Here is a 13,794-nt window from a genome sequence, read left to right as displayed (position 1 = left end):
CGACGCTCTGTTTGGGAAGAATTACAGAGAATCATTGATACTCTCGATGAGTGTCTCCTCGATATTCGTTCTGGGTTGGAACAGGAGGAGGAAGAGCCGCAAGATTGAAACTCCCTATTTATTCGCGATGATATCTCGCGAATTATTTTTCTCTCTCTATTTTTGCAAAATTGGGATGCTCCCGAGAGGATTGATATTGATTATCTACTTTTTTCACAGAGCCAAAGTCAATTAAGACAAACCTGTTGTCTCCCTTTCTAATAATTAAATTGGAGGGTTTAACATCACGATGAATAATATTTTTTGCATGTAAGTATGCTAGTACTGATAAAATTTGTTGTAGGAAGTTAACTACAGTGTATTCTGGCCATTTTTCATGAACTAGTTCTGCTAAGGATGTACCTTCTATATATTCTTCGACAATATAATAATTGTTGTCTTCTTCCAGGTAGTCAAAGAACTTAGGAACTTGCTGATTGGTCTGTAAAGTATTTAAGATATTAACTTCTCTATGAAAAAATTTTTTAGCTGTTTCTAGATCAGCATTGAGAGGGTCGAGTTTTTTAATTGCACACAATACATTAGAGGATGTATCTGTAGCCAGATAGGTGACGCCAAAACCTCCCCTGCCTAGCTCTTGGATGATTTGGTAGCGGCCACATAATAGATTGTTGTTGCCTTCCGTCATCTTAATATATATTCCTTCATTTAAAGCAATATTTTATAACTACCTATATTTCATTTTAGTTTCCTAAACTACCTCGTTAAATTTTATTATGATTCTCTATACTACAAACCATATTCTATGGTATTTAAGTTTAATTAATAAAAGTTAATCAAGTTTTAATGCACAACCACACTTTGAAACTGAATTTAACTGTTTCTTTATTCTTGGAAGTTTTGATAGCGTTCTCTGCTTTGAAAGCTTCTGCTGGAAACTTACCATCTAAGGCTGCGGACACTAACAGCTTTTCTATGGGAAGTCATGAAACACAGGTCAACAACATACAACAGCTAAAAAATACCATAGCTGCTGTGGAAAACCAAATCAGCCAGAATAACGAAACAGATATTGGGAACGAATATTATTTTCTCAATCATGATGTTCGACTCAAATCAGATCCTCCCAATACTTCTAAGTTACATGAAATAGTTGACAGCAATCAAGACAAAGAGTTGGATAAATTTCTGATTTTATCGCAACTTCCTGGTCCTCTTCCTCCTGCACCACCACCAAGGCCAATCCCAACACCACAACCATCACCTACACCTCCTCTAGATACAACTCCATCTCCACCACCAGAATCTCCAACACTTCCCGGAATTCCTGGAACTATTACAATTCAAAAATTCGATTTTGAAGGAAACACAGCATTTAGTAATGAACGGTTAAACGAAGCAATAAAATCTTTTCTTAACCGACCGATAACTTTTGCTGAACTTTTACAAGTTGAAAATATCATTACTAATCTATACATCAGTTCGGGGTACATTAATTCCGGTGCGGTGATTCCAGCAGAACAAACTTTTGCAAGAGAAGGTGCTGTTGTTAAAGTTCAAATCATTGAAGGTGGAATAGAAGATATCAGGGTGACGGGTACAAAGCGTCTACAACCGAATTATGTGCGTAGTCGCATTGCTTTAGCAACCTCCAAACCTTTAAATCGAGAAAAGCTTTTAGAAGCACTGCAATTACTACAACTTGATCCCTTAATTGCGAATATTTCTGCGGAATTATCTACAGGTTCCCGTTCAGACCAAAGTCTATTGGAAGTAAATGTTGTAGAAGCAGATTCTTTCAAAGTAGATATATTTGCTGATAACGCTGGTGATCCAAGTGTGGGAACTTTCCGTCGGGGTGTTAACCTGAGTGAAGGTAATCTATTGGGCTTTGGCGATCGCTTATCTTTGGAATTCATCAACAGTGATGGTAGTAACGCTTTTGACTTAGGTTACGCATTTCCGATTAATGCTCGCAACGGTACCGTAGGCTTCAACACTGGTAGAACGGCTGTCACAGTAGTAGAACCACCCTTTGATCGAATTGATATTACAGGTGATTATTATTACATTGATTTGAATGTACGCCAGCCACTTTTCCAAACTCCGACTCAAGAATTTGCACTCGGTTTAAGTTTCTCTAGACAGCAAAGCGAAAATAGATTATTGGGAGAAAACTTTCCTTTATCTGCGGGTTCAGATGACAAAGGAAGAACTCGCCTTTCAACAGTGAGGTTTTTTCAGGAGTACACTCAACGTAACTCTCAACAAGTCTTTGCTTTGCGATCGCAATTTAGTCTTGGTGTAGGCTGGTTAGATGCTACTGTTAACAGCGATGCTCCAGATAGTCGCTATTTTGCTTGGCGAGGACAAGGACAGTATGTGCGCTTATTAGCACCAGATACGTTGCTGGTATTGCGTTCAGAAATGCAATTCGCAAGCACATCCCTTGTACCCATCGAACAGATTCGTTTGGGAGGTTTACAAACTGTCAAGGGTTATCGACAAGATCAGTTTTTAACAGATAATGGCTTATTTGCTTCCGCGGAAGTCAGATTTCCTGTTTGGCGCCAAAGACAAGTAGAAGGACTTTTGCAAGTCATACCGTTTATCAACTTGGGTGTCGGCTGGAATAATGACTCTGATTCTACTCCCGATCCTAATACCAATACCTTAATTGGTACAGGCTTGGGTTTGCAATGGCAAATGGGTGAAACATTTAGCGCTCGTCTTGACTATGCTGTTCCTCTCATTGATATTGAAGGGGATAGAGATCGGACATTGCAAGAACAAGGTTTGTATTTCTCAATCAATTATAGTCCGTTTTAGATTGGTCATTGGTAGAGACGCGATAAATCGCGTCTGTACAAGAGTCATTGGTAAGGGTTTCAGTAGTGTTTTCGTTTGGTGACTCGCGTTCTGACTTTGCTTAGGGAGATTGAGAGTTCAGAAGAAAAAATGCTTGCTTGTTGTTACGATCGCTGTGAGAATTGACGATGAAATTTTCTTGGTTACTAGTTCTATTCACCTTATCCCCAACTATTTGCAGCATTTTGGTATCGCAAAATAGAACTACAGCACAAATTGTTCCAGATGGCAACCTGGGTGGAACAGAAAATTCGGTTGTAAATCCAGATGTGATTAATGGTGTACCGAGCGATCGCATTGACGGAGGTGCGATTCGTGGGTCAAATTTGTTTCATTCTTTTCAAGACTTCAATGTAAATGCAGGGAGGGGAGCTTATTTTTCCAACCCTGCTGGAATTGCTAATATTCTTACCAGAGTTACAGGTGGTAATCCCTCGAATATTCTTGGAAGACTTGGTGTTTTAGGTAACGCTAATTTATTTTTACTCAATCCAAGAGGAATTTCTTTTGGGCCGAATGCTAGTTTAGATCTGCGTGGTGGTTCATTTTTTGGCACTACAGCCAATAGTGTATTATTTGACAACTTTGAATTTAGTGCCAGCAATCCGCAACCAGTCCCACTGTTAAATGTAAATATTCCCATCGGGTTGAGATTCCGAGATAATCCCGGCAGTATTAGCAATAATGGCTCTCTTCAAGTACAAACGGGAAAAACCCTAGCATTAGTAGGCGGTAATGTCAACTTAGATGCAGGAAGCCTCATCGCACCAGAAGGAAAAGTTGAGTTAGGAGGATTGACGCAAGCTGGAACTATAGGATTAAACCCTGATGGTAATCTCAGTTTTCCCAATGGGATCACCAGAGCAGATGTACTTCTGAGAAATGGTTCCAGGATTGATGTTGCAGATCAAGGAAAGGGTAGTGTAAATATCATTGCTCGCAACTTAAATATAGAAACCGGAAGTACCGTATCTGCTGGGATTAAACCAAACTTAACAGCTAGTACTTCTGTCCCTGGAAACGTCACCCTTGACGCAACTGAGGCGATTAAAATCAACGGACAAAGCTTGGTAGAAAATGTTGCTGATCAAAATGCTACTGGTAACGCAGGTGATGTTAATGTCAAAGCAAATTACTTGGAACTGACTGGTGGCGGACAGATTCGCACTCGTACCCTTGGTAGGCAAAGTGATGCTGGTGACATTAATATTGTAGCGGGAGATATTTACATCAGTAATCCTGTTTACTGGCCGTTAAGAGGCGCTCCACCAGAAGATAAGCCTGCATTGGATGCGAGTAACTTTAAAAACAATAGTACTGTCGGCATAGGTCGCAGTGGCAACATTTCACTCACAGCCGATGGTGATATCACTTTAATTGGGGAAGGCGTACCTGGAACTGTAAATCTTGAGAATAAAGTCATATCCACTTATAGTGCCAGTAATAGAGGGCTAGGCGAGGGAGATATTTCACTAGTCGCGAAAGGCTCTATTTTATTAGACAACGCTAATCTTGTCAGTACTAGCTTTAGTGGAAATAATCTTGCTGCTTCTGGAAACATATTATTGCAGGGCGATACTTCAGTAAGCTTAACCAACAACAGTCAAATTGCTGCTACAACCTACGGGAAAGGAAATCCTGGTAACGTTCGATTGATATCTAAAGGTCCAGTGTTAGTGGAATCAAGTGTAATCTTTACTGATTTGCGTGACACAGTTACAAAATCCAGTGATGCTGGAAATATCTTTTTATCAGGACAGTCAGTTTTTATTACTAAAGGTTCAACAATCACAGCAAGAACATTAGACAATAGCAAGTTTGGTGGTACTATTCAGGTTGATGCCAAAGACATAGTCGAGATTTCCGGTATCAATCCATTATTCAGTGACCCAAATAAATTCAACCTAACTCGTTCGCGAGACGTATACAGCACATTGGTAACAAATACTGTCGGCAATGCCCAAGGGCCTGCTGGTGATATTATTATTAACGCTGATACTTTGCGTATCAGTGATGGAGGAAGTTTAAAAGCAGCAACTCAAGGAGCGTTTTCGGGAGGGGATATCACTGTCAATGCTCGTGTAATTGATTTGGCTGGTGGTGGAAAAATTATTAACACTGCCTCAAGCAGAGGTAATGCAGGAAAAATTAACCTCAATGCCTCTGATAGTATCACCATTTCAGGCAGTAATCCTAATTTCCAGCAAGTATTTAACCAAGAAGTTAAGAGGATAGGACGAGGAACAGCAGAGTTTAGGTTAGGTCGTGATGATACTGGTGCTAGCGGGATTTACGCATATACATTACCAAATTCTTCAGCCCAAGGTGGAAGCTTAAAGATTACAACCGGACGCTTACTCGTTAATAACGGTGCAAGAATCAATGTTGGTAGTCAAGGCACAGGACGAGCAGGTAATATAGAAGTTACGGCAGCTAAAGACATTCGGCTAGATAACAATGCGTTAATTACCGCTCAAACTAGAGGTGGTCAAGGTAATATAACCCTCAACTCCCGTGATTTAATCTTGCGTCGCAATAGCAATATTACAACTAATGCTACCGGTACAGTTGGTGGTGGAAATATCAATATCAAGACTGGTAATCTAGTAGCCTTAGAAAATAGTGATATCACCGCCAATGCCGAACAAGGGTCTGGAGGTAATATATTTATTAAAGCTGATTATCTCTTCCGTAGTAAGGATAGTGATATCACTGCTTCTTCTGACCGTGGACTAGAGTTCAATGGAACAGTAGAAATTAACACTACGGATATTAACCCCAGTCAAGGATTAGCCGAATTACCAGAGAATATTATAGATCTTACAAATCAAATAGCCCAAAATCCTTGCCAAAAAGGTTCTGGTAGTTCATTCACCGTTACTGGACGGGGTGGTTTACCATCCAGCCCAAGTGATAGTTTTAGCAGTAACGAGACTCGTATCGATTTAGTAGAACCTGTCGCCATTACTAGTAATTCCCCAAATCTCAAAATTAATCAGTCACCAGTGATTCGTCAGACCACCAAAAATATTGTTCCTGCTCAAGGATGGATATTTAACAAAAAAGGTGAAGTCGTTTTGACAGCTTATGATCCCACCAATTCTACTCAGGGACGTACTTCTCAAGCAACTGCGGCTTGTTCAGTGACCAGTGACCAGTGACCAGTGACCAGTTATCAATTATCAGTTATCAAATTTAACATCTTGCATAAGGTAATGGTCAGCCGCAGCTAGACAGACAAGGGTTGAAAACCCTTGATGATAGGATCAACCCTGGTGGTGAAATGTATTTTTCTTGGTGTCTTAGTGTCTTGGTGGTTCAAAAGTTAAAATTTTTAACACAAAGACACTAAGACACAAAGTGAAAAGACCTAAATTGTGCGTTGGTTCAGAACACAAGTGCGTTGGTTCACAACACAAGTCCCTTGGTTCCAAAATAAATGCGTTTGTTCCAAAATAAATGCGTTTGTTCCAAAATAAATGCGTTTGTTCCAAAATAAATGCGTTTGTTCAAAAACAAGTCCGTAGCGATCGCCGGAATTATACCAATTTCAAAAAAGAATGTGACAGATAGATTCATAGAACTCTTATACACAAAGAGTTTCCCAATCCAAAATCGTTCGACTGAGCGCTCACGATGAAGTCTAAAATCCAAAATCGTATAAAGCCATCATTACGCGATTAAAATCGATAATACTCCCAGACAACCAAATATCCTTATGAACATATTATGCACAATAGACAATTTGTACAGTGCGTAAGTTCTAAATGAATAACTGTTTGTTGAGATTTATCACTCTCCTGAAATAAGGAGGCTTCTACTATGCTATGTACAAAACATGGGTTATTCGGTAATTACATAAGTTTTCAAGGTTGCAACAAATACAGACGTAAACCTCTGTTTCTATTATCTACCGAGAAAGAAAATATTAGTCCTGCTTTGAATCAGGCTAGTCAATCACGGGAAAATCCCACAACCAAATATAAAAATAGAACTCCTCTTACACCCTTACACCCTTACACTCCCACACCCTTTTTTCAAGTTGGGGATATCAAGAGATCAACATTGTTAGTTGCTATAGCTTTATTTTTACCAAACTTGATGATTTTGATGTTTTTGGGTAAAGCTATAGCTCAAATTACCCCAGATAATAGCTTGGGTGCAGAAAGTTCAGTTGTGAATCCAGATATAATTAATGATATTCCAAGCGATCGCATTGATGGTGGTGCAATTCGTGGGTCAAATTTGTTCCATTCTTTTCAAGACTTCAATGTAAATGCAGGGAGGGGAGCTTATTTCTCCAATCCTGCTGGAATCGCCAATATCCTTACCAGAGTCACTGGTGGTAATCCCTCGAATATTCTTGGAAGACTTGGTGTTTTGGGTAATGCTAATTTATTTTTACTCAATCCGAAAGGAATTTTCTTTGGACAAAATGCCAGTTTAGACTTGGGTGGTTCTTTTTTGGCGACGACAGCTGATAGTTTTGTCTTTGACAATAACTTTGAATTTAGCGCTAGGAACGCTCAAGTACCACCACAATTAACCATAAACATTCCCATCGGGTTACGCTTTCGGGATAATCCTGGAATAATTGGTGTTCAAGGGTCGGGTAACAATCTCCAGTTCAATCCAGAATTTTTAGAATTCAGCAGAAACTCAACTCCTCCTCCAGGTTTAGCAGTCCAACCTGGTAAAACCCTTGCTCTTGTGGGTGGTGATGTCAATTTAGAAGGAGGAAATCTGTTAGCAGATGGCGGTAGAATTGAAGTTGGAAGTGTTGATAATTCCAGTTTTGTTAGTATCACTCCTATAGATAAAGGCTGGCAACTAGGGTATACAAATGTACCAGGTTTCCGAGATATTTCTCTGACTCAAAAAGCTTCAATAGATAGTAGTAGTGAAGCGGGTGCTGGAGAAATCCAAGTACAGGGAAGAAATATCAAACTTACCGATGGTTCTGGTATTTTTGCTTTTACAGGTTCTCAACCTGGGGGAAATGTTAGCGTTAATGCTGCTGATACCTTAGAGGTCAGCGGAATCTCAACCAATGATTCAGTTCCCAGTACCATATACACTGCTGTTTCACCAAATGCTACTGGTAATGGTAGCGATTTAACCATACAAGCTAACCGATTAATCTCGCAAGGTGGCTCACAAATAGGTGCTGATACTTATGGAGCAGGGTCAGCTGGTAATGTATTTATCAAAGCTAATGACTCTGTAGAAATTAAAGGTCAGCTATCACTAGCAGGTTTTCCCCTTCCGACTGCAATTGGTACGATTGTCCAGTTTGGTAGTACAGGTTCAGGTTCAAACTTAACTCTAGAAACGCGCCAGTTAAAAATCACGGATGGGGGACAATTAGTTACAGGTACAATCAGCGCCGGGAAAGCAGCCACATTAGATATCACAGCTTCCGAATCAACAGAAATTAGGGGAAAGGGTAGCGCGATATCTAGTGTAGTCCTTGGTGACAACACAATCGGTGATGGTGGTACTGTGATCCTAAAAACTCCCAAATTAATCATTCGAGACCAGGGAAAAATTATTGTCGATGGTCAAGGTAGTGGAAATGCAGGTGAAGTCAGAGTGACATCTGATACAATTCGTCTCGAAAATAAAGGAAGTATAACCGCACAAGCAACTTCAGGAAATGGTGGTGATATCTATCTTGATGTTCAAGATTATTTGTTTATGGGTGGTGAAAGTGTTATTTCTACTGAAGCTATAAATGGTAATGGTGGCAATATTTACATTAACACCCTCACCAAGAACCGGGGTTTTCTAATTGCCCAACCCTTTGGTAACAACGACATCATAGCTAATGCTGATCAAGGTCAGGGAGGAAAAGTTGTAATTAATTCTAATGGTGTTTTTGGGTTATTTGTACGGACTCGTGAAGATTGGCAAAGATTACGTCCTCAAGACTTAGACCCAAGAAAGCAACCTACTAGCGATATCACAGCTATTTCTCGACAAAATGCAACCTTGAATGGTACTGTGCAACTCAACACCATAGATGTTGATCCTAGTCAAGCATTAGTTGAATTACCAGATAATTTACCAGACCCCACAGATCAAATTGCCCAAAATCCTTGTCAAAGAGGTATCGGTAGTGAATTTACTGTCACAGGAAGGGGTGGTTTTGCTCCTGGACCGAATGAAGGTTTCAACAGCGACAATGTCCGCGTTGATTTAGTTCAGCCAACCAACCACAGCAGTAATTCTCGCAGTTCAACTGTTAAACAACGAACTATCCAAACCAAGCAAATTATCCCCGCTCAAGGATGGGTATTTAACAACAAAGGTGAGGTAGTTCTCACAGCTTATGACCCTACAGCTGCTACTTATCAACGCAGTTCTCGTACTTTTGCGGTTTGCGCTGCTGGTTTTTAAGGCTTTTTAAGAGTGGTAGATTTTCTAGTTCAATAACTGTTTAATAAACAACAGAGAAGATCAAGATACTACTATAAATCCCAGGAAACCTTATATGCGATCGCTCTTCTTCCTCATCTTATCTCTAGTAACTTTCGGCTATCTTGCACCCATACATAAAGCTATAGCCCAACTTAACCCAGATACTAGCTTGGGTGTGGAAAGTTCTGTTGTGAATCCAGATGTGATTAACGGTTTACCGAGCGATCGCATTGATAGGGGTGCAATTCGCAATTCAAATCTATTTCACAGTTTTCAAGATTTTAACGTTGATGCAGGTAGGGGTGTTTATTTTTCTAACCCTGCTGGTATTGCGAATATTCTCACCAGAGTTACAGGTGGTAATCGCTCAAGTATCCAAGGCGTTCTTGGTGTTTTAGGTAATGCTAATCTATTTTTGATTAACCCAAGAGGGATTTCTTTTGGACCGAATGCAAGTCTAGACCTGCGTGGTGGTTCATTTTTTGGCACTACAGCCGATAGTGTATTATTTGACAACTTTGAATTTAGTGCCAGCAATCCACAACCAGTACCGCAGTTAACTATTAATATTCCCATTGGTTTGAGATTTCGGGATAATCCTGGCAATATTACTAATAATGCAGGCACTTTTGGTCTTGGAGTGCGATCAGGCGAAACATTGGCATTAGTAGGCGGTAACGTTAGCTTAGATCAAGCAATTATGTATGCGCCAGGAGCAAGAGTTGAACTAGGAGGATTATCACAAGCGGGAACCGTTGGGTTGAATCCTGATGGTAGCTTGAGTTTTCCCAATGGTGTGACAAAAGCTGATGTGTCAGTGGGAAACTTTGCTACTGTCAATGTACTTGGTGAAGGAGGAGGTAGTATTAATGTCAATGCTCGCAATTTCAATGTCTTCGGGGGTGGAGATATTGTTGCTGGAATTGAATCAGGTTTGGGAACACCTTCAGCGCAAGCTGGCGATATTGTCATTAATGCGTCAGGAGCAGTGAAAATTGAGGGAGATAGTAATTCTAGTAGTTTAATTAGAAATGTGGTATTTGATTCAGCACAAGGTAATGCAGGAAATATAATTATTAATGCCAATAGTTTAGAAGGAACTGGTAGATTTGTAATCGGTTCTTTTAGTTTTGGACAAGGAAATGCAGGAAAGATAGACATCATAGCAACAGATAAAGTATCTTTGCAAGGGTTAGAGGGACAAGGTAGTGGAATCGGTAGTAGTGTTGATTCCTCAGCTACAGGTAATGCTAATGATATTGTGATCGATACGCGATCGCTATCTTTATCCAACGTTTCCCAATTAGCTACCTCCACTCTCGGACAAGGAAATGCAGGAAATATCCGCATCAAAGCTTCTGAGTCTGTTTCTGTTAGTGGTGGCTCTTTTCTGCAAGCTGCTACCTATGCATCTGGTAATGCAGGAAAAATAATTATTGATGCTCCAAATGCAAATCTCTCTTTCGATAATAGTACAGTTAGTACTTCTACTTCTGTTACTGGACAAGGAGGCGATATTGATATTAATGCGCGATCGCTATCTTTATCCAACTCTGCTGCATTAACTACCTCCACCCTTGGACAGGGGAATGCAGGAAATATCCGCATCAAAGCTTCTGAGTCTGTTTCATTCAGTAATGACGCCAGTATGCGAGCTGCGACTTTTGCATCTGGTAATGCAGGAAAAATTATTATTGATAGTCCGAATGCAAATGTTTCTTTTAATAAGAGTACAGCCAGTACTTCTACTTCTGATACTGGACAAGGAGGCGATATTGATATTACTGCGCGATCGCTTTCCTTCGACAATGGCGCACTATTATTTACTGGTACTTTTGGCTCTAGTGGAGAAAATGGTTCCTCTAATGCAGGCAATATTAACTTGAACATCTCTGAATCTCTAAATGTTCGAGGTACTTCTCGACTGCGTTCCCAAACAGAGGGAGATGGTAAAGCAGGTAATATCCAAGTGAAGACGGGTTCACTATTGTTGACCGAAGGAAGTCAATTGAATTCCAGTACTTTTGGCAAGGGAGATGCTGGTTTAATAAATATTAATGTTACCAAAGATGCCATTTTCGATGGAGTCGCAAGCAACGGACAGCCTAGTGGCCTTGGAAGCGAAGCAATAAATCCAGGTGAAGGTAATGGGGGTACGATTGAAATCAGTGCAAACAACCTCTTTTTGAGAAATGGCGCTCGCATTAGCACCAGTACCTTCGGACAAGGGAATGCAGGTACTATCAAAATTACGGCTCGTGATACACTCTCAGTTGATGGAGTTGGAAGCAATAATATTTCGACTCGAATAGCTAGTTTTGTTACAGGTGTATTACCACAATCAACTGGGAATCGCAAGGGTGGTGACATCTCGATTAATGCAGGATCACTTTCTTTGACAAATGGTGGTCAAATTCTTGCTAACACTTTTAGCAGGGGAGATGCTGGGAACATAACCATTAACATTACTAAAGATGCCATTTTCGATGGAGTGGGAAGTAATCAACTACCTAGTGCTGTTGCTAGTGAAGTAGATACAAATGGTAATGGTAATGGCGGTAGTATTAACCTCAGTGCAAACAACATCTTTCTCAAAAATGGCGCTCGAATTAGCGCCAGTACTTTTGGACAAGGAAATGCAGGTACGATCAAAATTAATGCTCGCGATACACTCTCACTGGATGGAGTTGGGAGTAATAATTTTTCTACTGCAATTTCCAGTCTTGTTGGTGGTGTAGTACCACAATCAACAGGGAATCGCCAGGGTGGTGATATTTCAATTAATGCAGGATCACTTTCTTTGACAAATTCTGCTCTGATCAATAACAGCACTTCTGGTAAAGGTAATGCAGGCGATATATCAATACAAGTTGATGGATCAATCAAACTTACTAATTCCAGCCAAATTAGAAGCAATGTAGAAGCAGGTGGTGAAGGATTTGGAGGTGATATCAATATTGATGCTAAATCCCTTACCCTTACTAGTGGTGCTGAGATTGGTGCTGTTGTTTTCCGCGAAGTAAACGGTTTACCCCCTGGAAAAGGAAAAGCGGGAAACATCGTCATCAATGCTAAAGATTTTATCGATATTTCTGGCATCGGTTCTACACAATTCTCTAGTGGAATATTTACCAGCGCGGAAAGAGGAACAACAGCAACTCAGCCTCAAGCAGCAGGTGATATTACTATTACCACAGGTAACTTCAGGATTGCAGATGGCGCAGTAGTAGATGCATCAACATCTAATGATGGTAGTGGGGGTAGCATCACTATTAATGCGAGAAACTTTAGTGCTACTGGTGGTGGACAAGTACTGACAACTTCTCGCGGGAATGGTGCTGCTGGAAATATTACCCTCAAGGTTGCTGATAATTTAACTATTAGTGGTAGTGACCCCAACTTTAATCAAAGATTTGAGCAAGCTAGAAACTTTGGTGAACCAACAGATGTGGTTACTAACCAAGGTCCACAAAGCGGTATCTTTGCTAACACCGCTGAAGGTTCCACAGGCAAAGGTGGTAGCATTTTCATTGACCCCAAACAAGTCACAATCAAAGATGGTGGGATTATTTCTGCAACGAGTTCGGGTACCGGAGAGGGAGGTAATATAGATCTCAAAGCTGGTAATCTTACCCTAGACAGGGGAAAAATTACGGCTGAAAGTGGTAGCGCCACAGGTGGTAACATCACCCTAGATATTAAGGATGTATTGTTATTACGCCGTAACAGTGAGATATCTGCTACTGCTGGTAGAAATCAAGGTGCTGGTAATGGCGGGAATATCAATATTAATACTGGCTTGCTCGTAGCTTTACCCCAGGAAAATAGTGATATCAGAGCAGATGCATTCAGGGGTAATGGAGGTAACATTAATATCCAAGCTGATGCTGTCTTTGGTATTCAACCGCGTGATTTCTCTACACCCCTCAGCGATATTACCGCTAGTTCCCAATCTGGTGTTTCTGGTAATGTTAACCTCAACACATTAGATATTGACCCGACTCAGGGATTAAGTGAATTACCAGAAAATACTACAGACCCCAGTAGCCAAATTGCCCAAAATCCTTGTCAGAAAGGTTCTGGTAGTGCATTTGTTATTACTGGACGCGGTGGTATCCCATCTGGTCCTAACGACGGTTTCAACAGTGACAATGTCCGCGTTGATTTGCTAGAGCCTATTACTAGTAACAAGAATCCTCAAAATGTAACTAATAATCTACCAAAAATTCAAACTGCAACTAAGGAAATTATCCCGGCTCAAGGATGGATATTCAACGAAAAGGGCGAAGTGGTTCTCACATCCTATGATCCCACAACCTCTGTTCCTCAGCGTAGTAGTAAAGTCTCTGCGTCTTGTCCTGCACCGTTTTAAATCAGTTATCAGTTAGAGACGCGAGTAACATCGCGTCTGTACGATTATTCAGTTATCAAATTCTATTACTTAACTGTTAACTGTTAACTGATTTCTACTTATTATATTAACCACCACCAAACAATAAACAACAC

General features: G+C 40.4%; 5 protein-coding genes. 4 read left to right on the top strand and 1 reads right to left on the bottom strand.

The genetic code is table 11. From position 1 onward, the window contains the following. Window positions 1-142: 142 nt before the first annotated feature. Complete coding sequence (locus B4U84_RS11000; protein WP_242677598.1) at window positions 143-688, bottom strand: serine/threonine-protein kinase; 546 nt, start codon at window positions 686-688, stop codon at window positions 143-145. A gap of 158 nt (window positions 689-846) precedes the next feature. Between B4U84_RS11000 and B4U84_RS10995 the strand changes: the two genes are divergently transcribed. The 4 genes from B4U84_RS10995 (at window position 847) to B4U84_RS10980 (ending at window position 13,660) form a co-directional block, all read left to right on the top strand. After that, window positions 847-2,829 carry a ShlB/FhaC/HecB family hemolysin secretion/activation protein gene (locus B4U84_RS10995; protein WP_131117788.1) on the top strand — a complete coding sequence of 661 codons (1,983 nt, stop codon included), beginning with the start codon at window positions 847-849 and terminating at the stop codon, window positions 2,827-2,829. Between the two features lie 167 nt (window positions 2,830-2,996). Continuing rightward, window positions 2,997-6,029 carry a two-partner secretion domain-containing protein gene (locus B4U84_RS10990; protein ID WP_131117785.1) on the top strand — a complete coding sequence of 1,011 codons (3,033 nt, stop codon included), beginning with the start codon at window positions 2,997-2,999 and terminating at the stop codon, window positions 6,027-6,029. Between the two features lie 661 nt (window positions 6,030-6,690). Next, entirely contained in the window at window positions 6,691-9,267 is a 2,577-nt protein-coding gene (locus B4U84_RS10985; protein WP_131117781.1) for a two-partner secretion domain-containing protein, read from the top strand. A gap of 94 nt (window positions 9,268-9,361) precedes the next feature. After that, entirely contained in the window at window positions 9,362-13,660 is a 4,299-nt protein-coding gene (locus B4U84_RS10980) for a two-partner secretion domain-containing protein (RefSeq protein ID WP_131117778.1), read from the top strand. The last annotated feature ends 134 nt before the right edge of the window (window positions 13,661-13,794 follow it).

Origin of the sequence: Westiellopsis prolifica IICB1 (assembly GCF_004323185.1) — a bacterium.
Classification (GTDB): Bacteria; Cyanobacteriota; Cyanobacteriia; order Cyanobacteriales; family Nostocaceae; genus Pelatocladus; species Pelatocladus prolificus_A.
The sequence above is the reverse complement of the archived record's forward strand: the minus strand, read 5'-3'. Positions and strand labels throughout refer to the sequence as shown.

Excerpts from the sequence above, each read along its gene's own strand:
- B4U84_RS11000 (WP_242677598.1), bottom strand. The coding sequence starts at position 688 with ATGACGGAAGGCAACAACAATCTATTATGTGGCCGCTACCAAATCATC.
- B4U84_RS10995 (WP_131117788.1), top strand. The coding sequence starts at position 847 with ATGCACAACCACACTTTGAAACTGAATTTAACTGTTTCTTTATTCTTG.
- B4U84_RS10990 (WP_131117785.1), top strand. The coding sequence starts at position 2,997 with ATGAAATTTTCTTGGTTACTAGTTCTATTCACCTTATCCCCAACTATT.
- B4U84_RS10985 (WP_131117781.1), top strand. The coding sequence starts at position 6,691 with ATGCTATGTACAAAACATGGGTTATTCGGTAATTACATAAGTTTTCAA.
- B4U84_RS10980 (WP_131117778.1), top strand. The coding sequence starts at position 9,362 with ATGCGATCGCTCTTCTTCCTCATCTTATCTCTAGTAACTTTCGGCTAT.